At 58.2% G+C, this 24,784-nt stretch carries 28 protein-coding genes; 9 read left to right on the forward strand and 19 right to left on the reverse strand.

Translation table 11 applies throughout. The annotated features are described in order from the left end of the window. Positions 1–6: 6 nt before the first annotated feature. Positions 7–498 carry a pantetheine-phosphate adenylyltransferase gene (gene coaD / locus C0039_RS02195; RefSeq protein WP_075999806.1) on the reverse strand — a complete coding sequence of 164 codons (492 nt, stop codon included), beginning with the start codon at positions 496–498 and terminating at the stop codon, positions 7–9. 41 nt (positions 499–539) lie between these two features. Then, entirely contained in the window at positions 540–1,127 is a 588-nt protein-coding gene (gene rsmD, locus C0039_RS02200; protein ID WP_101517109.1) for a 16S rRNA (guanine(966)-N(2))-methyltransferase RsmD, read from the reverse strand. Positions 1,128–1,208: 81 nt separating this feature from the next. Here rsmD and ftsY point away from each other — a divergent pair, with 81 nt between their 5' ends. The 6 genes from ftsY to trmB all read left to right on the forward strand — a co-directional run bounded on the left by ftsY (position 1,209) and on the right by trmB (position 6,434). After that, complete coding sequence (gene ftsY, locus C0039_RS02205; protein ID WP_101517110.1) at positions 1,209–2,543, forward strand: signal recognition particle-docking protein FtsY; 1,335 nt, start codon at positions 1,209–1,211, stop codon at positions 2,541–2,543. 2 nt (positions 2,544–2,545) lie between these two features. Beyond that, entirely contained in the window at positions 2,546–3,214 is a 669-nt protein-coding gene (ftsE, locus tag C0039_RS02210; RefSeq protein WP_075999809.1) for a cell division ATP-binding protein FtsE, read from the forward strand. Then, positions 3,207–4,175 carry a permease-like cell division protein FtsX gene (gene ftsX / locus C0039_RS02215; protein WP_101517111.1) on the forward strand — a complete coding sequence of 323 codons (969 nt, stop codon included), beginning with the start codon at positions 3,207–3,209 and terminating at the stop codon, positions 4,173–4,175. Before ftsE ends, ftsX begins: the two co-directional genes overlap by 8 nt. A 207-nt stretch (positions 4,176–4,382) precedes the next feature. Then, positions 4,383–5,237, forward strand: a complete 855-nt coding sequence (gene rpoH / locus C0039_RS02220) for an RNA polymerase sigma factor RpoH (protein WP_075999811.1) — start codon at positions 4,383–4,385, stop codon at positions 5,235–5,237. A 129-nt stretch (positions 5,238–5,366) separates the two neighbouring features. Then, positions 5,367–5,744 carry a DUF423 domain-containing protein gene (locus tag C0039_RS02225; RefSeq protein ID WP_075999812.1) on the forward strand — a complete coding sequence of 126 codons (378 nt, stop codon included), beginning with the start codon at positions 5,367–5,369 and terminating at the stop codon, positions 5,742–5,744. Then, positions 5,745–6,434 carry a tRNA (guanosine(46)-N7)-methyltransferase TrmB gene (trmB, locus tag C0039_RS02230; protein ID WP_075999813.1) on the forward strand — a complete coding sequence of 230 codons (690 nt, stop codon included), beginning with the start codon at positions 5,745–5,747 and terminating at the stop codon, positions 6,432–6,434. A gap of 45 nt (positions 6,435–6,479) precedes the next feature. On the opposite strand, the gene hemW is transcribed toward trmB, so the two are convergent. From hemW to C0039_RS02270, 8 genes are all read right to left on the reverse strand, one after another. Further along, positions 6,480–7,610 (reverse strand): radical SAM family heme chaperone HemW, encoded by a 1,131-nt coding sequence (hemW, locus tag C0039_RS02235; RefSeq protein ID WP_075999814.1) that lies wholly within the window; start codon positions 7,608–7,610, stop codon positions 6,480–6,482. A 3-nt stretch (positions 7,611–7,613) separates the two neighbouring features. Continuing rightward, a complete protein-coding gene (gene rdgB, locus C0039_RS02240) occupies positions 7,614–8,210 on the reverse strand; it encodes an RdgB/HAM1 family non-canonical purine NTP pyrophosphatase (protein ID WP_075999815.1) in 597 nt (198 codons plus the stop codon). Then, positions 8,207–8,656, reverse strand: a complete 450-nt coding sequence (locus tag C0039_RS02245) for a DUF4426 domain-containing protein (RefSeq protein WP_075999816.1) — start codon at positions 8,654–8,656, stop codon at positions 8,207–8,209. Before C0039_RS02245 ends, rdgB begins: the two co-directional genes overlap by 4 nt. A 7-nt stretch (positions 8,657–8,663) precedes the next feature. Further along, on the reverse strand, positions 8,664–9,254 hold the full coding sequence (gene metW, locus C0039_RS02250; RefSeq protein ID WP_075999817.1) for a methionine biosynthesis protein MetW: 591 nt from the start codon (positions 9,252–9,254) through the stop codon (positions 8,664–8,666). Beyond that, the gene (gene metX / locus C0039_RS02255) at positions 9,254–10,402 is read right to left on the reverse strand and encodes a homoserine O-succinyltransferase MetX (protein WP_075999818.1); all 1,149 of its coding nucleotides are present in this window, start codon (positions 10,400–10,402) and stop codon (positions 9,254–9,256) included. Before metX ends, metW begins: the two co-directional genes overlap by 1 nt. After that, positions 10,399–10,986, reverse strand: coding sequence for a YggT family protein (locus C0039_RS02260; protein WP_075999819.1), 588 nt, complete (start codon positions 10,984–10,986; stop codon positions 10,399–10,401). The genes metX and C0039_RS02260 overlap by 4 nt, the downstream gene beginning before the upstream one ends. Before the next feature lie 5 nt (positions 10,987–10,991). Then, positions 10,992–11,813 carry a pyrroline-5-carboxylate reductase gene (gene proC, locus C0039_RS02265; RefSeq protein ID WP_076002200.1) on the reverse strand — a complete coding sequence of 274 codons (822 nt, stop codon included), beginning with the start codon at positions 11,811–11,813 and terminating at the stop codon, positions 10,992–10,994. A 138-nt stretch (positions 11,814–11,951) separates the two neighbouring features. Continuing rightward, complete coding sequence (locus C0039_RS02270; RefSeq protein ID WP_101517112.1) at positions 11,952–12,644, reverse strand: YggS family pyridoxal phosphate-dependent enzyme; 693 nt, start codon at positions 12,642–12,644, stop codon at positions 11,952–11,954. A gap of 143 nt (positions 12,645–12,787) precedes the next feature. On the opposite strand from C0039_RS02270, the gene C0039_RS02275 reads away from it, so the two are divergent. Together C0039_RS02275 and C0039_RS02280 are read left to right on the forward strand one after the other, a co-directional pair. Continuing rightward, complete coding sequence (locus tag C0039_RS02275) at positions 12,788–13,822, forward strand: type IV pilus twitching motility protein PilT (RefSeq protein WP_075999821.1); 1,035 nt, start codon at positions 12,788–12,790, stop codon at positions 13,820–13,822. A gap of 39 nt (positions 13,823–13,861) precedes the next feature. After that, positions 13,862–15,007: a PilT/PilU family type 4a pilus ATPase gene (locus C0039_RS02280; RefSeq protein ID WP_075999822.1), complete on the forward strand. Its 1,146-nt coding sequence runs from the start codon at positions 13,862–13,864 to the stop codon at positions 15,005–15,007. Between the two features lie 27 nt (positions 15,008–15,034). On the opposite strand, the gene ruvX is transcribed toward C0039_RS02280, so the two are convergent. The 4 genes from ruvX to gshB are packed head-to-tail and all read right to left on the reverse strand — an operon-like array spanning position 15,035 to position 17,941. Next, positions 15,035–15,436: a Holliday junction resolvase RuvX gene (ruvX, locus tag C0039_RS02285; RefSeq protein WP_075999823.1), complete on the reverse strand. Its 402-nt coding sequence runs from the start codon at positions 15,434–15,436 to the stop codon at positions 15,035–15,037. 20 nt (positions 15,437–15,456) lie between these two features. Further along, on the reverse strand, positions 15,457–16,047 hold the full coding sequence (locus C0039_RS02290; RefSeq protein WP_076002201.1) for a YqgE/AlgH family protein: 591 nt from the start codon (positions 16,045–16,047) through the stop codon (positions 15,457–15,459). 58 nt (positions 16,048–16,105) lie between these two features. Further along, positions 16,106–16,933 carry an energy transducer TonB gene (locus tag C0039_RS02295; RefSeq protein WP_232334922.1) on the reverse strand — a complete coding sequence of 276 codons (828 nt, stop codon included), beginning with the start codon at positions 16,931–16,933 and terminating at the stop codon, positions 16,106–16,108. A gap of 51 nt (positions 16,934–16,984) precedes the next feature. Then, positions 16,985–17,941, reverse strand: a complete 957-nt coding sequence (gene gshB, locus C0039_RS02300) for a glutathione synthase (protein ID WP_075999825.1) — start codon at positions 17,939–17,941, stop codon at positions 16,985–16,987. 134 nt (positions 17,942–18,075) lie between these two features. Between gshB and C0039_RS02305 the strand changes: the two genes are divergently transcribed. Continuing rightward, complete coding sequence (locus tag C0039_RS02305; RefSeq protein ID WP_133125922.1) at positions 18,076–19,323, forward strand: alpha/beta hydrolase; 1,248 nt, start codon at positions 18,076–18,078, stop codon at positions 19,321–19,323. A 132-nt stretch (positions 19,324–19,455) separates the two neighbouring features. Here the strand turns inward: C0039_RS02305 and C0039_RS02310 are convergent, their stop codons facing one another. Genes C0039_RS02310 through C0039_RS02330 form a run of 5 tightly spaced genes read right to left on the reverse strand, consistent with a single transcriptional unit; the run spans position 19,456 to position 24,622 of the window. Next, positions 19,456–20,190 carry a 16S rRNA (uracil(1498)-N(3))-methyltransferase gene (locus C0039_RS02310; RefSeq protein ID WP_101517114.1) on the reverse strand — a complete coding sequence of 245 codons (735 nt, stop codon included), beginning with the start codon at positions 20,188–20,190 and terminating at the stop codon, positions 19,456–19,458. Next, positions 20,190–21,023, reverse strand: a complete 834-nt coding sequence (gene metF, locus C0039_RS02315; RefSeq protein ID WP_101517115.1) for a methylenetetrahydrofolate reductase [NAD(P)H] — start codon at positions 21,021–21,023, stop codon at positions 20,190–20,192. The genes C0039_RS02310 and metF overlap by 1 nt, the downstream gene beginning before the upstream one ends. Before the next feature lie 10 nt (positions 21,024–21,033). After that, positions 21,034–22,425: an adenosylhomocysteinase gene (gene ahcY, locus C0039_RS02320; RefSeq protein ID WP_075999828.1), complete on the reverse strand. Its 1,392-nt coding sequence runs from the start codon at positions 22,423–22,425 to the stop codon at positions 21,034–21,036. 14 nt (positions 22,426–22,439) lie between these two features. After that, positions 22,440–23,600, reverse strand: a complete 1,161-nt coding sequence (gene metK / locus C0039_RS02325) for a methionine adenosyltransferase (protein WP_101517116.1) — start codon at positions 23,598–23,600, stop codon at positions 22,440–22,442. Further along, on the reverse strand, positions 23,597–24,622 hold the full coding sequence (locus C0039_RS02330) for an ArsR/SmtB family transcription factor (RefSeq protein ID WP_101517117.1): 1,026 nt from the start codon (positions 24,620–24,622) through the stop codon (positions 23,597–23,599). Before C0039_RS02330 ends, metK begins: the two co-directional genes overlap by 4 nt. Positions 24,623–24,784 lie beyond the last annotated feature (162 nt).

Below are 24,784 nucleotides of genomic sequence, written 5' to 3' on the forward strand. Positions count from 1 at the left end.
CACGGTTCAAGACTGATCTGCGAAGCGCTCCTGCAGTGCCACAGCCACGTGTCGTGGCACAAAAGGGGTGATATCCCCATTGAGCGCTGCAATTTCTCTTACCAGGGAAGAGGAGATAAATGACAGGTGTTCCGATGGTGTCAGGAAGATGCTTTCGAACTCGGGGTAAATAGCCCGGTTCATGTTGGCGAGCTGGAACTCATACTCAAAATCTGCCACCGCTCGCAATCCGCGTAAAACACAACGAGCCCCCTGGCTCTGGGCAAAGTCAGTCAGCAGGTTACTGAACCCCGTCACCTCGACGTTATCAAGGTGCGATAGTGATTCCTGGCAAAGTTCTACGCGTTGCTCCAGGGTAAACAATGGGGTTTTTTTCTCGCTGTAGGCGATAGCCACCACCACCCGGTCGAACAATTTTGCGGCACGCTCCGCCAGGTCCACGTGGCCGTTGGTAATGGGGTCGAAAGTTCCAGGGTAAATCACTGTATTGGTGCGCATGGTGCAAACCTGACGGTTAAAGCAGCGGATGGTAACCCGATTCAGCGGGCGTGGACAATGAACAGCTGATAGCTAACGCTGCCCGCACGTTTTTGTCGATACAATTCCCAGTTGTCTTTGGGCTCCGCGGTAGGCTCTCCGTTGCCAGTCTCGACATAAACCAGTGACTCGCTAGCGAGGCTTTGATGCGACTCCAGTAAGTCGCAGCAGGGTGCGACCAGGCCCTGGCCGAACGGGGGGTCCAGAAAAACGATGTCCCAGGGCCCCACGCGGCCTGCCAGGAAGTCCATAGCCGACTGCGGGTGAACAATGCTGCGATCGGTAGCGTCCAGTGTCTGCAGATGCGCCTGAATCTGGTTTGTGGCCTTGCGGGAACTGTCGACAAAGCTGCAGTGTGCGGCACCACGAGACAGGGCCTCTATCCCCAGTGCCCCGCTGCCAGCAAAGAGGTCAAGACATCGCGCGCCATGGATCTGTGGCGCTATCCAGTTGAACAGCGTCTCACGGACCCGGTCTGTAGTGGGGCGCAGTCCCTCGATGTCAGGAAATGTCAGCTTGCGGCCGCGCCACTCGCCACCGATGATGCGTAATTGACTGCGTCCGCCGCCTGCTTTTCGGACTCTCGACATTTAATCACTCTGTTCAGGAATGGTAGGATAGGCGCTGTCGCGGTTGCCCCTCTGGTGACGGCAAACTCTAACACGACCCATATGAAATTTTTCAAGCGTAAAAAGAAGGTGGAGGCCGACTCGTCCGTCGATCTCCAGGAGAAGGAAGTCGCTCAGCCGACCCCGGAAGAGCCGTGCAAAGAAAGCGCGCCTGCAGAGACTGCTGAATTGCGGGAGATAGAGGCCGATAGCGCCCCTTCTGCCGCAGGCCAGGCTGCAGCCGAGGCATCGGAATTAGCAACGGGGTCAATTGCCCCGGTCGCTGAATCCTTGCCCAGTCCGGTTGCTGGAAGCGAGTCATCTGCAACGACAACAGCCGATGAGGCAGCGCCGCAGCGCGAGCCTGCCCCGGTCTCTGGCGATGATGAAGTGGTTCGGGAGGTGCCGGCGGCTGACGCGGAAACGCCATCGTCCGCAGAGGCGACTGAGCCTGTGCCGCTGCCACAGGACAAACCAGGGTTCTTTTCGCGGCTGCGCCACGGGCTCAGCCGCACCAGCGATAACCTGGTACAGGGCATGGGCAACCTGTTCCTGGGTCGCAAGGAAATTGATAGCGAACTGCTGGAGGAACTGGAGTCACGACTGTTGATGGCGGACGTTGGCGTGGATGCCACGCTGGAGATAATCGACCACCTTACCCAGCGGGTGTCGCGCAAAGAGCTGACTAACCCGGAGGCGCTGCAAAATGCCTTGAAAGGAGAGTTGCTGGCACTGTTGAAACCCTGTGAAGTGCCTTTGATAGTGAGCGGTCACAAACCCTATGTGATACTGATGGTGGGAGTAAATGGTGTAGGTAAGACGACCACTATCGGAAAGCTGGCGAAGCGCTTCCAGGCAGAGGGCCGAACGGTGATGCTGGCCGCGGGTGACACTTTTCGTGCGGCCGCGGTCGAGCAATTGCAGGTGTGGGGCGAGCGCCACAACGTACCGGTGGTCGCACAACATACGGGGGCGGATAGTGCCTCGGTGCTGTTCGATGCCCTGCAGGCGGCCCAGAGCCGCAACGTGGATGTGCTGATTGCCGATACTGCGGGTCGCCTGCACAACAAGGACAACCTGATGGAAGAGCTGAAGAAGGTTGTTCGGGTGATGGGCAAGCTTGACGACAGTGCCCCGCACGAGGTGATGCTGGTACTCGATGCGGGAACCGGCCAGAATGCTCTTGCACAGGCAGATCACTTTCGCCAGTGGGTTGGTGTATCCGGCATCTCCCTGACCAAGCTCGATGGTACCGCCAAGGGCGGAGTGATCTTCGCCATTGCGAAGAAACTGGGCCTGCCTATTCGCTTCATTGGTATTGGTGAGGCGGCCGACGACCTCCGACCGTTCGAGGCGGAGCCATTTATCGAAGCACTGTTCGCCGGGGACGATGCCTGAGGATGATCAATTTCGAGCGTGTCAGCAAGCGCTATGCAGAGGGCCACGACGCCCTTCGCGAGGTCAGTTTCGAAATCGCACGTGATGACCTGGTGTTTCTCACCGGTCATTCTGGAGCGGGCAAGAGTACGCTGATGCGGTTGATCATGCTTATGGACCGGGCTACTCGTGGCAAGGTGATGATCGATGGCGTCGACCTTGCGAGGGTTGCCAGGCGGAATATTCCTGGTCACCGCCGGGATATCGGTGTGGTGTTCCAGAACCACCAGCTGCTGTTTGACCGGCCCGTATTCGACAACGTCGCCCTGCCACTAATTATCAGTGGTTACGATTATCGTGAAGTGGGTCGCCGGGTGCGTGCGGCGCTCGACAAGGTGGGTCTGCTGAACAAAGAGAGGGCCATGCCGCTGACGCTGTCCGGCGGCGAGCAACAGCGGGTGGGTATCGCCCGGGCCGTGGTTGGCCGCCCCAGAATTTTACTGGCGGATGAGCCCACGGGTAACCTGGACCCGGAGCTTTCCTCGGAAATCATGCAGCTCTTCGAGGCATTCAACCAGGTCGGGGTAACGGTATTGATTGCCAGCCATGACCTTGCCCTGATTTCCCGCCTGCGCCACCGAATTCTCACGCTCAGGGAAGGTCGCCTGGTGCAGGGAGCAGCGTGTGAATAAGCCGCGACTGGAAGGTGCCCGCCAGAGCCGCACCCGATTTGCTGACCGCTATAATGCGTGGTTACGGCATCATCGTCTCTCAGCTGCAGATAGCTTGCACCGCGTGCTGAGTAACAAGCTCTCTACGCTGATGACGTTTTTGGTCATCGGCATTGCACTGGCCCTGCCTGTTGGGCTTAACGTGGCCCTGGATAACGCAACACAACTCAGCGCTGGCTGGGACAGTCCCTCGCAGATATCCCTGTTCCTGCGCGATAGCGTAACGGGAGAAGAGGCCGCGGCTCTTGCCACTGAACTGGAGCAGCGGCCGGATATCAGTGCGGTCCAGGTCGTTACCAGTGAAGACGCCCTGGCTGAATTCAGTGCTTTATCCGGTTTTGCGGATGTCCTCGCCAGCCTGGAGGATAATCCACTGCCAAATCTGTTGCTGGTGACGCCGACAACCGGGCTCGAAGGAGCGGCGGTTGGCGGGTTGCGCACGAAACTGGGAGAGCGCCAAGAGGTGTCTGAGGCTGTCCTGGATATGGAATGGCTGCAGCGCCTCAATAGCCTGATGGAGCTCAGCCGGCGTATCGTAATGGCAATTGGCGGTTTGCTGGTCGTTGGCGTGGTGCTTATTTTGGGGAACACCATCCGGCTGGCGATAGAAAACCGGCGCGAGGAGATAGTCATCGTCAAGCTGGTAGGCGGCAGTAACCCCTTTGTGCGCCGCCCCTTCCTTTATACCGGGCTGTGGTTTGGTTTCGGCGGCGGCCTGGTGGCGGCGCTGCTGGTAACGCTGTGTCTGTGGTTTTTGCGGGCGCCGGTCTCCCAGCTTGCCGCTCTGTATCAGAGTGATTTCACCCTGAAGGGCCTCGGCCTGATGGGCAGCCTCAACCTGTTGGTTCTGGGTGGACTGCTGGGTCTTGCCGGGGCCTGGCTTGCCGTTACCCGCCATCTGGCTGATATTGAACCTCGCTAGCGCGTGATCGCCTGCAGGCCTGCGGCGCGGAACAAGGCGGCGCAGGGGCTGTCCTAAGATCTGCGACATCGGCGACGGAATTTCGCTATCACCTTGATTTTATTGCCAATAGATCAAGCCCGTCGCTCGAAAAATGGAACTTTTCCGGGATTAGCACTCTAATATAAAGAGTGCTAATATTGCCGGCCATTTAATGGAGAGCCAAGTATGAGTTTCAGCCTGCAACCTGTAGACCAGATGGTACCGGGAGCTAATCTTGCTGCCTATGTCCAGGCCGTGAGCAGCATCCCGGTACTCAGTCCGGAGCGTGAGCGCGAGTTGACTGATGATCTCTACTACAATGACAATCTTAATGCGGCGCGTGAGTTGATCATGTCGCACCTGCGCTTTGTCGTGCACATTGCGCGCAGCTACTCTGGTTATGGCCTGGCTGAAGCCGACCTGATCCAGGAGGGCAACGTGGGCCTGATGAAGGCGGTTAAGCGTTTCAATCCAGAGAAAGGAGTGCGGCTGGTTTCCTTTGCCGTGCACTGGATCAAGGCGGAAATGCATGAGTTCATTCTGCGCAACTGGCGCATCGTAAAAGTCGCTACAACCAAGGCGCAACGCAAGCTGTTCTTTAATCTGCGCAGCAAGAAGAAGGGACTGGCGTGGTTGAGTGCAGCAGAAGCTCAGGCGGTTGCGGAAGACCTGGGTGTCGATGTGAAGGAAGTGCAGCGCATGGAAGGTCGACTGTCCAGTCGCGACGTTGCCTACGACTTGCCGACCGACAGTGATGACGAAGACAGCTGGCAGTCACCGCAGTATTATCTGCAGGACCATGACGCGGACCCGGCGATGGCGGTAGAAGAGGGCGACTGGCAGCAAAACTCGGAAGCCCAGTTGCACAGCGCTTTGGCCGATCTGGATGAGCGCAGTCGGGATATCCTTGCCCAGCGCTGGTTGGCCGAAGAGAAAGCGACCCTGCACGAATTGGCCGATCATTATGGCGTATCAGCCGAGCGCATTCGCCAGTTGGAAGCGAATGCCATGAAGAAGCTCAGGGCGGCTATCGCTGCCTGACACCAGACCGGCACGATTTCCCCCGGGAGCCCGCCACCGCGCGATTGAGCTATCGACTCATCGCGTCGGGGCGGGCTCTTGTCATTGCGGGTACTGCTAAAACAATCATCTATTGGGTAAACTCGGACTATGGCTAAGTTATTTATCACCCTCGCTGCGCTTGGCGGAATGCTGGCGGTCACTTTCGGGGCCTTCGGCGCCCATGCCCTGCGTAGCAGGCTTGATGATTATTCCATCGGTGTTTTTGAGACCGCCGTGCAATACCATTTCTATCATTCCCTTGCGCTTCTGGCAGTGGGGGTTATCGCCCTCAGCCAGCCGCAAACGGTGTTGCTGAAGAGCGCCGGCTGGTTGTTTCTTATTGGAATAATCGTGTTTTCCGGCAGCCTGTATGTACTGGCACTCACCGGGATCAAGTGGCTGGGCGCTATCACCCCCTTCGGTGGCCTGGCCTTTATAGCCGGGTGGGCCTGCCTGGCGTCCGTGGGTTGGAAGTTGCTCGCCTGAATGAAAGACTCTGAACAGGATCGGCGTATCCGTAGCTACGTGTTGCGCAAGGGCCGCATGACCCCGGGGCAGCAGCGCGCTTTCAATGAAAACTGGGCGCAGTGGGGCCTGGAACACGCAGATGGCACTCTTGATTTCGACAGGGTGTTCGGACGCCCGGGCCCCAGGGTCCTGGAGATAGGTTTCGGTATGGGACAGTCCCTGGTTGCCATGGCCAGCGCGGCACCTGAGACCAACTTTGTCGGCATCGAGGTACACCGGCCAGGCGTGGGCCGCTTGCTGCATTCAATGGCCGACGAAGGTGTCGGTAATATCCGTATTTACTGTCACGATGCAGTAGAAGTACTGCGCGACTGTATCGCTGACGACTCCCTGGATACGGTGCAGGTGTTTTTCCCTGACCCCTGGCACAAGAAGCGACACCACAAGCGACGCCTGATACAACCGGAGTTTGTCGACCGCTTGCGGTGTAAGTTAAAACCCGGCGGTATATTGCACCTGGCAACGGACTGGGAAAACTATGCCGAGCAAATGATGGAAGTGCTTTCAGAGGCCGATGGCTATGCCAACACCATTGCCAGCGGTGAATTCGCCCCCCGCCCGGAGTCCAGGCCGTTGACCAAGTTTGAGGCACGTGGTGAGCGTCTTGGGCATGGCGTTTGGGACCTGCTGTTCACCAGAACAGATTGAGGTCGCTTTCTGCACAGTGCGCGCATGTTCTGCAGTCCGCATGTTCTAGTGTAAAAACTCAGTGATCACAGAGTCGAGGAAGCGCCTGCCCAGTTCGCTGGTTTTAATATTGTCCCCGTCTAGCACCAATAATTCTCGCTGTGCCAGGGACGCAATCTGCGGCGCGATCAACTGGCGAGACTGCCCCGTGCGTTGTTCAAAGCGCTGCAGTGAAAAACCGTCGTTCAAACGCAGCGCGAAGAGCATGAACTCCTCTACGATTTCATCCCTGCCGAGATGGCGCCGGCTGACAGTGCGCTGCTTGCCCTTGAGGTAGTCAGCTGGCGCCCTGGTCTTCGCATAGCGTGTGATCCTGCCGTCTGACCGGGTAATCTTGCCGTGACCGCCAGCGCCGAGAGCAAGGTAGTCACCGAATGACCAGTAATTCACGTTGTGCCGACAGCTCTTTCCCGGGCGGCTGTATGCGGACACCTCGTACTGGGTGTAGCCCCTGTCTGCCAACAGTGCCTCGCCGCAGTCCTGTATGGAGGCCAGGTTGTCCTCTGCCGGCAGAACGGGAGGGTGCTTGTTGAAGAAGGTATTGGGTTCGATGGTCAGCTGGTACCAGGAGAGATGCGGAGGCTGGAATTCAATGGCCTGCTCCAGGTCGAAAAGCGCGTCACACTGGTCCTGTCCGGGCAGCCCGTGCATCAGGTCAATATTGAAATTTTCGAAACCGGCCTGCTGCAATTGTTCAATCGCTGATCGCGCCTGGTTGCTGTTGTGTACACGGCCGAGTGCCTGCAGCTTCTCATCCTGGAAACTCTGCACGCCCAGGGACAATCGATTTATGCCCGCCCGGCGAAACTCGCCGAATTTTTCTACCTCAGCGCTACCGGGATTGGCCTCCATTGTCGCTTCCAGATGGTCGGCAAATGTTAACTTTTCTCCCAGTCCCGCCATCAGCCGTTCGATCGCGGCTCCACTGAACAGGCTTGGCGTGCCGCCGCCGATAAACAGAGTGGAGACGGGGCGGCCTTGTATTAATTCCAGGTCCTCCTCCAGGTCAGCGAGTAGTGCAGCCACGTACTCCCGCTCTGGAATTCGTGCGATCTCGTGAGAATTAAAGTCGCAGTAGGGGCATTTGCGCTCGCACCAGGGCAGGTGCACATAGAGGCTCAGCGGAGGCAGGGGCACGTCTCAGGTTTGCTTTTGTAGCGCAGCGAGCAACAGCGCGCTGGCATGAGCCCGGTGACTGATCCGGTTTTTAATAGCCGCGTCCAGCTCGGCTGCGCTGCATCCGTATTCCTCCAGGAAGAACAACGGGTCGTAACCGAAGCCCCCTTCCCCCTGCCCGGCAGTGAGTATCCTCCCCTCCCAACTGCCCTGGCATACCAACGGATTGGGGTCAGTGGCGTGGCGCATGTATACCAGCACACACTGATATCTTGCGCCCCGTTGTTCATCGGGTACCCCCGCCAGATCGCGTAGCAGCCTGGCGTTGTTGCCTGCATCTCCCTCCCCGGAGTAGCGTGCAGAATGTATCCCCGGCGCGCCATTGAGGTAGTCGACTTCCAGCCCGGAGTCATCGGCTATGGCCGGCAAGCCGGTGTGCGCAGCCGCGGCGCGGGCCTTGATGATGGCGTTTTCTACAAAGCTGAGGCCGTCTTCCGGAACGTCCGGCACCTGATATTGCGCCTGTGAATGCAGCGTGACGTCCAGTGGTGCGAGAATACGGTTCAGCTCCCTGAGCTTGCCGGCATTGCTACTGGCGAGTACGACGACGGAGTGGCTCAAGGGTTGTGGTCCGTATACATCTGGTGCTTCAGTTCAAAGGTGTAGGTTTGCTGCGCCCCTTCAGGCCGAAAGTGTACTTCAAAATGACGCCACTCCTCGTCGAGAAAATCCAGCTCGGCGATGTAATAGATTGCCGGGCCTTCGCGAATTTCCTGAAACGCAAGCTCATCTGTCTTGCGCATCAGGTCCCAGGTGGTTCCCTGGAGTTGCATTGTACGCGGTACGCTGCCTATATCTCCGGACCGTTCGCGCACCGAGAGATTGAGTATGGCCCGGGTCGTACCGCGGGTGATGCCGTAAGTGGCGGCGACGCCGGGCTCGATAAACGTGGTGTTTACCACACTGTAGTGCAGTTCATAGGGCCCGAACATTTCGGAAAGCTGGGCGGTGGCGGGCAGCGCCGGCAGCAGCGTTGCCAGGAGCAGGAAAAGTGTGGCTATGCGCATGATTACCTCAGCGGGTGATGTGATAAATGGCGGTGGTGGCAAACAGGTTGGGCCACGTTGTGGCCAGCAGTGGCTCCCGATCCGTGTTGCCGACAAAATCTCGTGACAGTATGCGAATATCCCGCTGCAGACACAGCTCTTCAAAATCGCGAACGGTGCAGAAGTGGATATTCGGTGTGTCATACCACGAGTGGGGCATGAACTCTGACACCGGCATACGCCCGCGGGTTCCCAGGTGCACGCGGCAGCGCCAGTGGCCGAAGTTGGGGAAAGTGACAATGCACTCCCGGCCTATGCGCAGCATCTCCTCCAGTACACGGTCGGGATAATGCACTGCCTGCAGTGCGTGGGCCATGACGACGGTGTCGAAGCTCTGGTCGGGAAAATTCCCCAGGCCGCCGTCCATATCCTGCTCAATGATGTTGAGGCCGCGGGCGATGGCTGCGTTTATATTGTCTTCATCTATTTCGATGCCGGTGCCATTTACCTGGCGCTCCCGTTGCAAGGTTTCCAGGAATTCGCCGTCGCCGCAGCCCAGGTCAAGGACCCGGGAGTGGGGCGCTATCCAGCGCTGGATATGACTGAGGTCAAGGCGCATCAGGAATCACCTCCCACTCTTTGCATATAGGCGGAAAATGCATTCAGGTAGCGTGGTATCGGCATAAGGAAGGCATCATGGCCTTCGTCAGCCTGTATTTCGGCGTAAGTGACGGGGCGGTTCGCCGCGATCAGGGCGTCCACGATCTCCCTGGAGCGAGCAGGGGCGAAACGCCAGTCGGTAGAGAATGACATGACCAAAAAGCTGCAGCTGGCGTGGGTAAATGCTTTCACCGGGTCGTTCTCATACTCTCGCGCCAGGTCAAAGTAGTCCAGGGCACGGGTCATAAGAATGTAAGTGTTGGCATCAAACTGGGAAGAAAATTGACTTCCCTGATAGCGCAGGTAGCTCTGCACCTGGAATTCGATATTGTCCTCGTCGCCCAACTCAAAACTGCCCGCGCGCAACTCGCGACCGAACTTGTTGGCCATAGCCTCGTCAGACAGATAGGTAATGTGGCCCACCATGCGCGCCAGGGACAAGCCCTGCGAAGGGACGGTGCCGTTATAGATATAGTTTCCATCCTCGAAGGCGGGGTCGGAAAAAATAGCCTGGCGCGCCAGTTCATTGAACGCCAGGTTCTGGGCGCTGAGCTTCAAGGCTGCCGCGATGACCACACAGTGTTTCAGTCTGTCCGGGTATTCCAGTGACCAGCGCATGGCCTGCATGCCACCCAGGCTGCCGCCGATTACCGCGGCCCAGCAGTCGATACCGAGCCGGTCAGCAAGGCGCGCCTGGCTGTGCACCCAGTCGCGGGCGCGCAGTGAAGGGAAGTCCGGCCCCCAGGCCTTGCCAGTCTCCGGATTGATCGACTTCGGTCCGGTGGAGCCGTGGCAGCCCCCAATATTATTCACGCTGACGACGAAAAATCGCTGCGTATCGATGGGCTTGCCGGGGCCTATACATTCATCCCACCAGCCTGGCTTGCGTTCACTTTCGCTGTGATAACCCGCGGCGTGATGGTGGCCAGAGAGTGCGTGGCAGATGAGAATAGCGTTGCTCTTGCTCGCATTCAGCTGACCATAAGTCTCATAAACCAGCTCAAATCCGGAGAGTTCACGCCCACAGGCCAGCAGCAGCGGGTCGTCAAAGCGCGCGACCTGAGGCTGGACAATGCCTACTGAACGACTGTCTTGCCGTGAAGTCACAGTCCAATCACGAGCGCCGGATGCAGGCCGATGCCTGCTGCCATGTGGCGCAGTGCGATTTGTAGCACGTTGATCAGCACGAACACCAGTATCGGCGAGAAGTCCATGCCGCCCATTGCCGGCAGCACTTTGCGAAAAGGCGCCATAACCGGTTCCGTAATCTGGTAGAGCAGGTGCATGGCGGGGTGATTCGACCCCGGAGCTACCCAGCTGAGAATAATCATTGCCAGCAGGGCAAAAAAGTAGATATTGACCAGTAAGCCGATGATACCCAGGGCAGACCAGACCAGTAACAGGCCGATATTGGGCAAACCCAGACCATACAGCGCCATCAGCGCAACAATTGCCAGGGCCTGCAGCAAGAGGGCTAGCAACAGTGATGCAACATCTACCCCACCCAACCCCGGGATTAGGCGACGCACGGGGAGTACCAGCGGGTTGGTCACTTTCACCAGAAACTGGCAAATAGGGTTATAGAAGTCAGCGCGAACAACCTGCAGCAGGAAACGCAGCAGCATGGCCATCATATATAGCGTTAGTGCAGTCTGTATAAGGTAGACAAAAATTTCGTTTACGGCGCTCATGTTGTTTATCCCATCTCCTTGGCCATAGCATCGGCGCGGTCCGCCGCTGCCTGCATGGCATCGCTGACAAGTTTTCTCAGTCCGGATGCTTCAAATTCTTTAACGGCGGCCTCAGTGGTGCCACCCGGGCTGGTCACCCGGCGGCGTAATTCAGCCAGGTCCAGATCCTTTTCCAGACCCATGCGGGCTGCACCCATGCCCGTTTGCAGGGTGAGTCTCGTGGCCGTTTCCAGTGACAGCCCCTGGGATACGGCAGCATCAACCATCGCTTCCATCAGCAGGAAAAAGTATGCGGGACCGCTTCCGGAGAGCGCGGTTACCGCGTCGAGGTCGTGCTCTGCAGGCACCCAATCGATAATACCCACTGCGGAGAGTATCTGCGCCGCCCAGTCGCGCTGCTGCGCGGTGACATTACTATTGGCATACAGCCCGCTCGCACCGCAGCCCAGCAGGGCGGGGGTATTGGGCATGCAACGCACGATGGGCGTGTCTTCCCCTATCCAGGATTGCATGCTGTCGATGGTGATACCTGCTGCGATCGAGATAACCAGGGTGCTGGTGTCTGCGAGGCCGGTACGGATATCTGCGCAGACCGCCGCCATTACCTGGGGCTTCACCGCCAGGATTACCACGTCTGCGCCGGTAACAGCCTCGATATTGTTGTTGCAGGTCACCACGGGCGCAACCTCGCTGAGACGCTGCAGGCTCTCCGCAAAGGGATCTGCAGCTCTGATCTGCTGCGCGGGGTGGCCGGCCGCCACCAGCCCACCGATGATGCTGGTGGCCATGTTGCCGGCGCCAATGAAGGCGATTACGGGTGTGGTCAATGCGGGCTCCTCAGGCGGCTGGATGCTGCGCGACCTCATCCCCTTGCCATTGTGTCTTCAGGACACGCAATAAGGCATCTCGCGGGAATGTGGTGCTACGTTCTAGCGGTGCAGTATAGCGCCACAGCCGGTGCAAGATCACCCTCGTCGGGGGCCGAAAATGGCAGTGCCTATGCGCAACAGGTTGGAACCTTCCGCGATTGCCGCCTCCATATCCGCTGACATGCCCATGGAAAGGGTGTCCATGTCAGGGTGCTGTGACTGCAAAGCCGAGAAGGCCTCCCTCAGTCGGGCAAATTGTGCGCGCTGGTCTGTCTCACGGTCCGTGGCGGCAGGAATCGCCATCAGGCCGCGCAGTCGCAGGCGGGGCAGTGACTCCACAAATTCTGCCAGTGCCGGCAGGCCCGCCAGGCTGACGCCTGACTTACTCTGCTCCCCGGAAATATTTACCTGCAGGCACACCTGTAGTGGGGGTTTGCCTGCCGGTCGCTGTTCGTCAAGGCGCCTGGCGACCTTTTCCCGGGCAACGGAGTGCACCCACTGGAACTGTTCCGCGATGGGGCGGGTCTTGTTGGATTGCAGCGGGCCGATGAAATGCCAGGTCAGGGGCAGGTCAGCCAGTTCTTCGATCTTCTTGCTGGCCTCCTGCAGGTAGCTCTCGCCGAACTGGTCAAGGCCACAGGCGTAGGCCTCGCGAATGTCAGCCGCGGGCCGGGTTTTGCTTACCGCCATCAGCAAAATGTCGCTTTCCTGGCGATCGTACTTTTCTACACTCTGGCGTAGCCTAAGGCGTAGCTTTGCGATATTGTTTTCAATCGAGGTGTGTGTCATGGCGCGGATGGTAGCTGATTCTGCCCTCTATGAGCCAGTCACCAGCCCGTACACAAGTAAGAAAAACAGGACGGCCAATGCGCCGTGGGTCGGCGCCTGAAGGGGAGCCTGAAAAGTCTGGCGACCAACCGTAGGGGATAAATATGGATATTACTGAGTTGCTGGCATTCAGCGCCAAACAGGGGGCATCTGACCTCCATCTCTCGGCGGGACTGCCACCGATGATCAGGGTGGACGGCGACATTCGCCGTATCAACCTCCCTCCCATGGAGCACAAACAGGTTCATGAGTTGATTTACGACATCATGAACGACAAGCAGCGCAAGGACTACGAAGAGTTTCTGGAGACGGACTTCTCCTTCGAGGTGCCCGGCGTTGCCCGTTTCCGTGTTAACGCTTTCAACCAGAATCGCGGCTCTGGCGCCGTGTTTCGAACCATTCCTTCCAAGGTGCTTACCATGGAAGATCTGGGGATGGGCCAGGTGTTTCGTGATATTTCCATGATGCCGCGCGGTCTTGTGCTGGTCACAGGACCCACTGGTTCCGGTAAGTCCACAACGCTCGCCGCAATGGTGGACTTCATTAACGACAATAAATATGAGCATATCCTTACTATTGAGGATCCGATTGAATTTGTGCACGAATCAAAGAAGTGCCTGGTTAACCAGCGTGAGGTGCACAAAGATACGCTTGGCTTCGCCGAGGCATTGCGCTCGGCCCTGCGTGAAGACCCGGACATTATTCTGGTGGGCGAGCTGCGCGACCTGGAAACGATTCGCCTGGCGCTGACTGCCGCGGAAACCGGTCACCTGGTTTTCGGCACATTGCACACGACCTCAGCAGCGAAAACGATTGACCGCGTGATCGACGTTTTCCCTGCTGCAGAGAAAGACATGGTGCGCTCAATGCTTTCTGAATCCTTGCAAGCAGTGGTGTCCCAGACTCTGCTCAAACGTGCTACCGGAGGGCGAGTGGCAGCGCATGAGATCATGCGCGGTACCTCTGCGATCCGTAACCTGATCCGCGAGGACAAGGTGGCGCAGATGTACTCCGCCATCCAGACTGGTAATGCAATCGGCATGCAGACCATGGATCAGTGCTTGCACGAACTGGTGGATAAGCGCGTTATCGGTCGAGATGTTGCGCGTGAAAAAGCGCGCATGCCGGAGAACTTTTAATCCGGCCAGAGCCGGAATGACTCACAGGGGAGTGGTCGCATGAATATTGATGAAATGCTGGAGAGAGTCGTTTCCGAGGGCGCCTCGGACGGTTTCATTTCTGCAGGTGCTTGTCCCAGCATCAAGGTAGACGGCAGCCTGTTCCCGATTCGCGAAACGCCATTGACAGCTCAAGAGGCGCGGGAGTTGGTGCTCTCTACCATGGACGAGGAGCAGCAATCCTACTTCATGAAGCACCATGAATACAATTTTGCCATCGGCCGCGAGGGGTTGGGGCGATTCCGTGTCAGCTGTTTTCAGCAACGTGGTGAAGCCGGCCTGGTGCTGCGCCGTATCGTGACAGAAATACCCACGGTTGATGAACTGGGCCTGCCGCCGATCATCAAGGAACTGGCGATGACCAAGCGTGGCCTGGTGATTTTTGTGGGCGCGACTGGTACCGGTAAGTCTACTTCACTCGCCTCCATGGTCGGCTATCGCAACCACAACAGCCGCGGTCACATCATCACTATCGAAGACCCTATCGAATATATGCACAACCACGGCAGCTGTATCGTCACCCAGCGTGAGGTGGGTGTGGACACTGAATCGTTTGATGTGGCTCTCAAGAATACGCTGCGACAGGCCCCCGACGTTATCCTCATTGGCGAGGTACGGACCGCAGAGACCATGATGCAGGCCCTGACCTTTGCTGAAACCGGGCATCTGTGCCTGTGTACCCTGCACGCCAATAATGCCAACCAGGCGCTGGATCGAATCCAGAGCTTTTTCCCGCCTGAGCATCACTCCCAGGTGTGGATGGACCTGTCGCTGAACCTGAAGTCGATGGTGGCCCAGCAGTTGCTGCCGCGTAAGGACGGCGAGGGTCGTACCCCGGTGGTGGAGGTCCTGCTCAATACACCATTGGTAGCAGACTATATTCGCAAGGGTGAGGTGCACCTGATCAAGGACCTGATGGCGAAATCAACAGAACTGGGTATGCAGACGCTGGACCAGTCGCTGACCAAGGCCTACAAAGAAGGGCTCATCACCAAGGAAGACGCGGTCAATTACGCGGATTCTGCCAACGATGTGCGCCTGGCGATCAAGATGCATGAGCGGGGCCAGTTTGGCGGTGGGGCCGATGACTTTTCGCTGTCCTTCGACGACCATGATGATGGTGGCCGGTTTATGGGGCGTACCTAACCCCTGAGCTGAGCTGAGCTTGCGCGGTCAGACTTGCTGTCCCAGCCAGGTCTGCAGGATGAGCTCCGCCGCCAGGCTGTCTATGGGGTCGCGGTTGTAATCGCCCCGGTGCCCCTGCTGCCTGCTGATCTGCTTCGCTTCGAAGCTGCTCAAGCGTTCATCTACCATCTCTACCTTCAGGCCCAGGCGCCCGTGCAGGCGGCGTGCAAACTTGTTGGCGCGCGCGGACAATTCGCTGCTGCTGCCATCCATATTCAGCGGCTCGCCCACTACCAGCAGGTCCGGCAGCCACTCCGCCACCAGGCGGTCCACAGCCTCCCAGTCGGGAATGCCCTCTCTGGCGCGCAATATGGGTAAGGTTTGTGTTGTGCCAAGGAGTGTGTTGCCCGTGGCGACGCCGATCTGGCGCAGTCCGAAGTCGAAGGCCATTATCTTGCGGGCTGCTGCGTTCAGGCGTGTCCCGCCTCGCCGGAGATGAGATTCATATCGATGCCCAGTCGCGCTGCCGCTGCGGCCACCCGCTGATCAACCGGTGTGGTGAAAATAATGTCACTGTCTGCGGGTAGCGTCAGCCAGCTGTTTTCCGCCAGTTCCTGCTCCAGTTGCCCTGCTGTCCAGCCCGCATAGCCCAGGGCGATGAGGTGATCCCTGGGGCCGTTGCCCTGCGCGATCGCGCGCAGGATATCCCGGGAGGTAGTCAGGTTGATTTCGTCGGTGACCTTGAGGTTTGCTTCCCAGGTCTCCTCGCACCTGCGGTGGAGTACGAAGCCGTGATCTATCTGCACCGGGCCTCCGGCCATAACCGGTTCACTGGCAAAATCGGCAGGGCTGTCAATCTGCAGGTGTTCGAAGATCTCGCCAAGGCTGAGGTCCAGGGGCTGGTTGATCACGATTCCCATGGCACCGCTCTCGCCGTGCTCACATATATAGGTAATGCTATGCGAAAATATTCCCTCGCTCAGCGTCGGCATGGCCAGCAGGAAGTGGTCTCTCAAGCTGTCGCTGCTTCTGGCGCTGGTGGCGTGAATTCTCCCGGACATGCTGGCGAAAGTACCCTCTTTGCTGATGTAAAAAAACTATACGTGAAGGTGTGATCCTTCAGTCTGAGCCTAGCTCATCCTGCTGAAATTGCCATGTGCGAACAATCTCCAGCTTGTCGGTGGTGGCAGCGAGCTCCGCCGGAAATGGGGAGTAGGGCGCGGCCATCCTCACAATCTTGATGGCGGCCTCGTCGAGCACCGCGTAACCGGATGACTTGAGCACGCGAATATCCTCCAGGCTACCGTCCTTGGCGATGACGACCAACAAACGCAGGTCACCGTAGAGGCCGTAGCGGATTGATGCCTCGGGGTAGTACTTGTTACCTACCGCCTCAAGTCGGCGCCGCCAGTCCAGCAGGTAGGCAGCGTCCGCGGCCTGTTTGGCGGACACTGAAGTGAGCCGGCGTACCCGTGGACTGGTCGTCTGCATCCGGGTCTGGTCAGCCAGGTCCGCTTCCAGTGACGCCAGTTGCTGGTTCAGGCGCTCAACCTCCGGATGCATTCCCGGGGTCAGGTTCTGCCGCTGCTCATCTTCCCGCTGGTCCTCGCTGACCGCCCGGGGCGCCGCGGCCACGGTGGAGAGTAACTCGTCATTGATGCTGGCTTCAGCATCGGTCTGTTGCGGAGCAGACTGCTGTTGCACAGCGGACTGCATGGGTAATTCGTTATTGCGTGAGGTGATCGCGTTGACGTCGGCCTGTTCGCCGCCTCCCTCCTGGTTGCTCTGGGCAACGTGCCTGGCGTCTTCCGCTGCTGCCTGACTGGGCCGGGTGGCGAGGGTGACCTCAATTTGCGAGCTCTCGCGGGGGCTGGTCTGGCTGTTGAAGGACACACCCAGTACCACCAGAGCGTGCAGCACCACTGCGGCGAGCACAGCGTTGCGCATTCTCGAGTGCTCGCCTTGGGATTGGTCCAGGTAGTACATGTCTGTGGAGGCTCAGGTCCTTTTGGACAGTTCTTCAGCGATACAATCCATCAGGTCGCCGGCGATGTCCAGATCGTATCCTGCGTCAATTTCACGGATACAGGTGGGGCTGGTGACATTGATTTCCGTGAGGTAGTCACCGATGACATCAAGTCCGGCGAAGATGATGCCCCGCTCGCGCAGGAAAGGTGCAACCTGTTCTGCTATCTGGCGATCGCGATCGGTCAGTGGCTGTGCACGGCCGGAACCACCTGCAGCGAGGTTGCCTCTGGTCTCACCTGCCAGCGGAATCCGTGCCAGGCAGTAGGGCACCACCTCTCCGCCAACGACCAGGATGCGTTTGTCCCCGTCGACGATCTCGGGAATATAGCGCTGCGCCATGATTGTGCGGCTGCCTTCATTGGTCAGTGTTTCCAGAATTACACTCACATTGGGATCATCCGCTTTGGCGCGAAAGATAGCCGTACCGCCCATGCCATCCAGCGGCTTGTATATGACATCCTCATGCTCCTTGTGGAATGCCCGCAGACGCTGCATGTCACGGCTAACCAGCACCGGAGGGCAACACTGAGGGAACTGCGTAGCGAATACCTTCTCATTGCTGTCCCGCAACCCCTGGCAGCGATTGACGATCAGTGTTCCCTTGCGCTCGGCGTCTTCCAGAATATAAGTCGTATAAAGGAACTCGTTATCGAATGGTGGGTCCTTGCGCATCAGGATCACGTCCAGTTCAGAGAGCGCCCGGTCTTCAGCGGGATGCATCTCATACCAGGCGTTGGGGTCGCGGAATACTGTGGTGTGGGCCATGCTCGCGCGGGCTTCACCATTGTGGAGATAGAGGTCCTTCTGCTCCATGTAGTAAATCTGCCAGTCCCGCGCCTGTGCCGCCCAGAGCATGGCAAGAGTCGTGTCTTTCTTGTAGTTGATGTCGGCAATGGGATCCATTACCACACCGAGCTTTATAGTCATCGCCTGGCTCCGCGAGTTCGGGGGCTTGCTACGTTACGCAAAGGTAAAAACATGCGCAAGCAATGGCGGTAGTGAAATGGTGTTGGCTGCCCTAGAATGGAGCGCCTTTATTGACTGTAGTGGAGCATCTCCTGGTGAGTGGCATTTATTTTTTCCTGGCGTTGATGTCGATTATTGGCACAGCCAGCGCGATTGTGCAGGCTCGGCGTCTTTACTGGGCCGCGCCGCTATATTTCTTCGCCGCCTGGCTGACCGGTGAGCTGGCATTGATTCACCTGCTCTGGCAGGTAGCGCTGACCGCAGTGCTGGCTTTCTCCGGAGCATTGGATAATGGTCTCGCCCAGCTGGGTTTAGGCTTGTTTGCCCTGTCCTGGATGGGGCTGGTCTACCTGCAGATACAGGCCATGGATACACAACGAATCCTGCGACGCGCATTGCGCAGGGGCCTGGGTATTGACTATCGCAGTTCGCTTTCCCCTGAGCGCCAGCGCGTGCTGGAAGACGGGGTTCGGGCAAGCAGTTGGATGAAGCCATTCTCTATGTTCAGGGAAGGTGTGAGGGTGCATTCGCATATTTCGTATGCTGATGGGGGCAAGCGCAACCTGCTGGATATCTATCATCCCCATGAGTCCCGCGAAGGGGGATACCCGGTACTGCTGCAAGTACACGGTGGTGGTTGGATGATCGGGGAGAAGGAGCAGCAGGCCAAGCCTCTGATGTACCACCTCGCCCAGCGCGGTTGGCTCTGTGTTGCTATCAATTACCGGCTGAGCCCTACGGCCGCGTTTCCTGCGCATATCGTCGATGTTAAGAAAGCCATCGCCTGGGTGAGGGATAACATCTCACAATATGGAGGCAACCCGGACTTTATCGCCATCACTGGCGGTTCGGCTGGTGGCCACCTCAGCTCGTTGGCGGCACTGACTCCTGGCCTGGCCGAATTCCAGCCGGGGTTTGAGGAAGCGGATACGTCGATCCAGGCGGCAGTGCCCTTCTACGGTGTTTACGACTTGATCGATCGCTATGAAATCCGGCCCGAAATGTCGATGGAAAAAATGCTTTCAGACAAGGTCATGCAGTGCACGCGGGAAGAAAATCCTGAGCTTTGGGAAAGCAGCTCGCCCCTGGCCCATGTGCATGAAGGTGCCCCGCCAATGTTTGTTATCCACGGAACCCATGACACCCTGGTGTGGGTGGAGGAGGCAAGAACCTTTGTATCGGCGATGCAAAATGCATCGAAACAAGCGGTGGTTTATGGAGAGCTACCCGGTGCGCAGCACGCGTTTGAGGTGTTCCACTCTGTGCGCACGGATCACACCGTTAACGCGGTGACTGATTTTCTGGAATGGAGCCATGCTCGTTGGTGCGATGCACGCGACTGATGTCCCCCCCCTGTCTGGCTGGTGGGTGGTTTTATTCCTGCTCCCAAAACGGCAGGCGCCTGTATCGCGACCGCATAGCCCTGGACGTGAGCTGGTGAACGCCATTGGGGCGGCCACCTGAGCGGGGCGCGGTCAGGGGAGGCTCATATCTCCCCAGCGCGCCTGCAGTATGGCCAGAGCGGCAACCGGCGCCGTTTCTGTTCGTAATACACGGGGCCCCAGTCTCAGGGAAAGAAAGCCGTGCGCCTCGGCAGTCGCTATTTCGCTTTCGCTCAGTCCGCCCTCAGGGCCGATAAGCAGCTCGGCCTGCCCTGTGGTTGCGGTTCCCGGTGGCAGCGGGTCTGCACGATGATGCAGTACCAGTCTCAGCGGCGCCTCAGTGGCATCCAGCCACGTTTGTAGTGGTTGCAATGACGCGATTCGGGGTATTTGATTGCGACCGCATTGTTCACAGGCGCTGACAGCAATCTGCTGCCAGTGAGCGACCTTCTTTTCGGCGCGCTCCCCTTTCAGCTTTACCTCGGTGCGTTCGGTCAGCAGCGGAGAGATACTGCTTACGCCCAGCTCTGTTGCCTTCTGGATTACCCAGTCCATGCGTTCACCGCGCGATACGGCTATGCCCAGGTGGATCGCCAGTGTTGATTCAGTTTCGCACTGTCGATGTGCCCCAGTGGTCACAGCGACCCGTTTCTTGCCAAGCGCAGAAATGGTCGCCGGATACTCGCCGCCGCGACCGTCAAAGAGCGTGATTGCGTCATCCTCGCGCATTCGTAGGGCGCGGGCGATATGTTGACTGGGCCGGGGTTCCAACTCGAAGGTGGAGTGTGCCTGTAGCACCTGCCCCGTGAAGATACGGGGTATACGCATTACAGGCCCAGGTTGTTGTAGATGGTGCGCGTGGGCTCCACCTGGTTCATGGTGTAGAAATGGATGCCCGGGCAACCGGAATCGATCAGCGTCTGGCAGAGCTGGGTGACGACCTCCAGGCCGAACTGGCGAACGGACTCCTGGTCATCGCCATAACTCTCCATGCGCTTGCAGATCCAACGGGGAATCTCCGCGCCACAGTTGCGCGAGAAGCGTGCGAGATTCTCGTAGTTGGTAATCGGCATGATGCCGGCATAGATAGGTTGATCTATACCTGCCGCCTGGCATTGGTCCAGATAGTAGAAGTAGGCTTCCACATTATAAAAATATTGTGTGATAGCGCTGTTGGCGCCGGCGTCCATCTTCTTTTTGAGGAACTCAATGTCGCTGGCGTAGCTCCTGGATTCCGGGTGGATCTCCGGGTAGGCAGCGACCGCGATATGGAAGTGGTCACCGGTGCGTTCGCGAATGAACCTCACCAGGTCGTTGGCATGTACCAATTGCATAGCGGCGCCCATGCCCGAGGGCATATCGCCGCGCAAGCCCACCAATCGGTTTATGCCGCGGGACTTGTAGGTCTCCAGCAGCTCTGCCACGGTGTTTTCGTCATCACCACCAAAGCTCAGGTGCGGCGCGACATCAATGCCGGCATCGCGAATGGCGGACACGATGCCCAGAGTGGTATCCCGGGTGGTGCCGCCGGCACCATAGGTTACCGAGAAAAACTCCGGCCCCAGGGCGTTCAGGGCCGGTGTGGTTTCGTTAAGCAGCTTTTCCTTGCCCGCTGCGGTTTTCGGCGGGAAGTATTCGAAGCTGATGTGCGGTTTCGCCACGGGCGGCTCCTCAGTACTTGTAGCTGTCTGGCTTGAACGGGCCATCCTGCTTGACGTTGATGTACTTAGCCTGCTCTTCAGTCAGCCTGGTCAGCACAGCGCTGAAGCCACCGATCATGTGTGCGGCCACTTCTTCGTCCAGTTTCTTGGGCAGTACTTCTACCGACAGGGCCGCAGGCTTCATGTTGTCCTCGAGGTCGGCGAACCTGCGCTCATAGAGATAGATCTGTGCCAGAACCTGGTTGGCGAAAGAGCCATCCATGATGCGTGAAGGGTGGCCGGTAGCGTTGCCCAGGTTCACCAGTCGGCCTTCAGACAGCAGAATCAGGTGATCGTTGGCGGCCTGGTCGCGATATACCTTGTGTACCTGCGGCTTGATCTCTTCCCAATCCCAGTTGCGACGCATGTAAGCAGTGTCGATCTCATTGTCGAAGTGGCCTATGTTGCACACCACGGCGCTGGACTTGAGTGCGCGCAGCATGAACTCGTCACAGACGTTGTAGTTGCCCGTGGTGGTGACCAGGAGGTCGGTGTTTTGCAGCAGGTCGCGGTTGATGCAGTCATCGTTACCCTGATTGTTGCCATCGATATAAGGAGACACTACTTCAAAGCCATCCATGCAGGCCTGCATGGCGCAGATCGGGTCGATCTCGGAAATGCGCACGATCATGCCTTCCTGTCGCAGCGACTGTGCAGAGCCCTTGCCAACATCGCCGTAACCGATAACCAGCGCCTTCTTGCCCGCCATCAGGTGGTCGGTGGCGCGCTTGATAGCGTCATTGAGCGAATGACGGCAGCCATACTTATTGTCGTTCTTTGACTTGGTGACCGAATCATTTACGTTTACTGCCGGCACCTTCAGGGTGCCGGCTTCCAGCATTTCCTGCAGGCGATGAACGCCGGTAGTGGTTTCCTCGGTGATGCCGTGAATCTTGTCCAGCATGGCCGGATAGTTCTCATGCAGCATGGAGGTCAGGTCTCCGCCATCGTCGAGAATCATGTTGGCGTCCCACGGCTGGCCGTCCTTGAGGATGGTCTGCTCTATACACCAGTCATACTCTTCTTCGGTCTCGCCCTTCCAGGCGAAGACAGGGATGCCAGCCGCGGCAATGGCTGCAGCAGCATGGTCCTGGGTGGAGAAAATATTACAGGAAGACCAGCGCACCTCTGCACCCAGCTCAATCAGTGTCTCGATCAGTACACCGGTCTGGATGGTCATGTGAATACAGCCCAGGATCTTTGCGTTCGCCAGTGGCTTGCTGTCACGGTACTTTTCACGCATGGCCATCAGCGCGGGCATTTCTCCCTCGGCGATGTCCAGCTCGCGGCGGCCCCACTCGGCCAGTGAGATGTCAGCGACCTTGTAGTCGGGTGTAGCTTGCAGTTTTTCTACTGTGCTCATGATTCAGTCCTCGATTAAAGTGCCGCTTTCAGGGCGTCGGCTTTGTCGGTTTTTTCCCAGGTGAAGTCCGCATCTTCGCGACCGAAATGGCCGTAAGCAGCAGTTTTACGATAAATCGGTCGTTTCAGATCGAGCATCTCGATCAGCCCACGGGGGCGCAGGTCAAAGAGATCACGTACCAGTTCGCCGATGCGATCATCGCTCAGTTTGCCGGTACCAAAGGTATTGATGGCGATAGAGGTAGGCTCTGCCACGCCAATCGCGTAGGAGACCTGGATTTCGCAGCGCTCCGCCAATCCGGCGGCAACGATATTCTTGGCCACGTAACGGCCGGCGTAGGCTGCAGAGCGGTCAACTTTGGACGGGTCCTTGCCGGAGAAGGCGCCACCACCGTGGCGGGCCATGCCGCCATAGGTGTCGACAATGATTTTGCGCCCGGTGAGACCACAGTCACCAACCGGGCCACCAATGATGAACTGGCCGGTGGGGTTGATGTGATACTCGGTTCCCGCATGTAGCCACGCGGCAGGCAGGGTTTCCTTGATGATCAGTTCCATGACCGCTTCGCGGATGTCTGCTTGCTCGATATCGGGGTCGTGCTGGGTAGACAACACTACCGCATCGATAGCGACCGGTTTGCCGTCTTCGTAGCGCAGTGAAACCTGGCTCTTTGCATCGGGACGCAACCAGGGCAGCGTTCCGTGCTTGCGCAGCTCAGCCTGTTTTTCCACCAACCGGTGCGAATAATAGATAGGCGCGGGCATCAGCACGTCAGTTTCGCTGGTGGCGTAGCCGAACATCAGGCCCTGGTCGCCGGCACCCTGTTCAAGGTGAGCTCCCTCTCCCTCATTAACGCCTATGGCGATATCGTGGGACTGCTTGCCGATGGCATTGAGTACGGCGCAGGAAGCACCGTCGAAGCCCACATCGGAGCTGTTATAGCCAATATCGAGAATGACCTGGCGCACTACCGCCTCGAGATCGACATAGGTAGAGGTCGTGACCTCACCGGCGATGATGGCCATCCCGGTCTTGACCATGGTTTCTACCGCGACCCGGGCCTCCTTGTCATCGGTAAGAATGGCGTCGAGGACGGCGTCAGAAATCTGGTCTGCCATCTTGTCCGGGTGCCCCTCGGAAACTGATTCCGAGGTAAAAAGCGCATATTCACTCATGCTGTTTTTCCTTTGCTAATTGATCGGTGGCCGAAGAGGCGCACCTGTACTTGAAATCCATTACGTTGGGCCAGGTATACGCTGGCGACCTCGTCCAGTCCTGCGTCGCGGGCCCATGAGGTTAAGTCTGCCGGGTCAAAACCCAGCCAGAGGTCGCCGCAGTTTTCCCGTGCCCAGCCCTGGTCGTGGGCGCAGAGGTCGGTAACCAGCACGACACCTCCGGGTGCCAGGCAATCCGCCGCGTCCCTGAGTATCTGCGCCGGGTCCGGGGTGTGATGCAGAACCATGTTGATAACGACACAATCCGCCTGAAACGCGCGCAGGCGCTTGTCGCCGGTATCGCCATGGATGAACTCGATATTGTCCAGGCCAGCGTTTTCGGCCCGCTCCCTCGCTTGTTTCAGCATTGCCGCTTCCACATCCAGGGCAACGACGCGCTTGAAATTCGGAGCCAGCTCCAGCAGGAAGCTGCCGTCACCGGGGCCGACCTCCAGAGCCACGTTACGCTGCATAAGCGGGGCATCGTGCAGGATCTCGGCCACGGTGCCAGCATACTGCTGGTAGCTGGCTATCAAATCCTGCTGTTGGCGAAACTTGTCCGCGTTATCACGGAAGAAATGCCGCGAGTTCTCTTCCCTTTGCCGATACAGCGCCTTCAGGCCCTTGTCGATCGCGGGCGGAAGCTCAATCCGGTCCACCGCGATAAACAGCTCGCTTTGCAGCCCTTCCAGCTCCGCGCGCTGCCCCAGCTGTGCGCGTCGATAGAAAATAGAGTTGCCTTCCCGGCGCGTTGCAACCAGCCCGGCGCCTGCCAGTACCTTGAGATGATGACTGAGAGCCGGTTGGCGAATGCCGAATATCGAGCACAGCTCAGACACGCCGAAGGAGTCCTCGCGCAGTACGCGGAGCACCTGCAGCCGCAGGGGGTCTGAGCTGGCCTTGCAGAACGCTGCCAGTTCAGCCGCCGGCGGTGTCTCGGTAACGGGCTGATTGGCCGCTGTTGTTGTGGTGGCATTCAACATGGCGGAGGAGTCTAGCAGGCTGCCACATCTATATCAAAATATTTTGATATAGATTTGCAGATCGTGACGCGGGTCCGATTCCGGGTAGATGCCCGCTGTGCGGCCGATCGCAAAAACGGCCGTTATGCAAGGCACCAGCACCGATATTCGTTGCCGTTGGCC

The sequence above is a fragment of the Pseudohalioglobus lutimaris genome, from assembly GCF_002866825.1.
GTDB classification, from domain to species: Bacteria; Pseudomonadota; Gammaproteobacteria; order Pseudomonadales; family Halieaceae; genus Halioglobus; species Halioglobus lutimaris.

Coding starts and splice junctions, on each gene's coding strand:
- coaD (WP_075999806.1), bottom strand. CDS start 498: ATGCGCACCAATACAGTGATTTACCCTGGAACTTTCGACCCCATTACC.
- rsmD (WP_101517109.1), bottom strand. CDS start 1,127: ATGTCGAGAGTCCGAAAAGCAGGCGGCGGACGCAGTCAATTACGCATC.
- ftsY (WP_101517110.1), top strand. CDS start 1,209: ATGAAATTTTTCAAGCGTAAAAAGAAGGTGGAGGCCGACTCGTCCGTC.
- ftsE (WP_075999809.1), top strand. CDS start 2,546: ATGATCAATTTCGAGCGTGTCAGCAAGCGCTATGCAGAGGGCCACGAC.
- rpoH (WP_075999811.1), top strand. CDS start 4,383: ATGAGTTTCAGCCTGCAACCTGTAGACCAGATGGTACCGGGAGCTAAT.
- C0039_RS02225 (WP_075999812.1), top strand. CDS start 5,367: ATGGCTAAGTTATTTATCACCCTCGCTGCGCTTGGCGGAATGCTGGCG.
- trmB (WP_075999813.1), top strand. CDS start 5,745: ATGAAAGACTCTGAACAGGATCGGCGTATCCGTAGCTACGTGTTGCGC.
- C0039_RS02245 (WP_075999816.1), bottom strand. CDS start 8,656: ATGCGCATAGCCACACTTTTCCTGCTCCTGGCAACGCTGCTGCCGGCG.
- metW (WP_075999817.1), bottom strand. CDS start 9,254: ATGCGCCTTGACCTCAGTCATATCCAGCGCTGGATAGCGCCCCACTCC.
- C0039_RS02260 (WP_075999819.1), bottom strand. CDS start 10,986: ATGAGCGCCGTAAACGAAATTTTTGTCTACCTTATACAGACTGCACTA.
- C0039_RS02270 (WP_101517112.1), bottom strand. CDS start 12,644: ATGACACACACCTCGATTGAAAACAATATCGCAAAGCTACGCCTTAGG.
- C0039_RS02275 (WP_075999821.1), top strand. CDS start 12,788: ATGGATATTACTGAGTTGCTGGCATTCAGCGCCAAACAGGGGGCATCT.
- C0039_RS02280 (WP_075999822.1), top strand. CDS start 13,862: ATGAATATTGATGAAATGCTGGAGAGAGTCGTTTCCGAGGGCGCCTCG.
- ruvX (WP_075999823.1), bottom strand. CDS start 15,436: ATGGCCTTCGACTTCGGACTGCGCCAGATCGGCGTCGCCACGGGCAAC.
- C0039_RS02290 (WP_076002201.1), bottom strand. CDS start 16,047: ATGTCCGGGAGAATTCACGCCACCAGCGCCAGAAGCAGCGACAGCTTG.
- C0039_RS02295 (WP_232334922.1), bottom strand. CDS start 16,933: ATGCGCAACGCTGTGCTCGCCGCAGTGGTGCTGCACGCTCTGGTGGTA.
- gshB (WP_075999825.1), bottom strand. CDS start 17,941: ATGACTATAAAGCTCGGTGTGGTAATGGATCCCATTGCCGACATCAAC.
- C0039_RS02310 (WP_101517114.1), bottom strand. CDS start 20,190: ATGCGTATACCCCGTATCTTCACGGGGCAGGTGCTACAGGCACACTCC.
- ahcY (WP_075999828.1), bottom strand. CDS start 22,425: ATGAGCACAGTAGAAAAACTGCAAGCTACACCCGACTACAAGGTCGCT.
- metK (WP_101517116.1), bottom strand. CDS start 23,600: ATGAGTGAATATGCGCTTTTTACCTCGGAATCAGTTTCCGAGGGGCAC.
- C0039_RS02330 (WP_101517117.1), bottom strand. CDS start 24,622: ATGTTGAATGCCACCACAACAACAGCGGCCAATCAGCCCGTTACCGAG.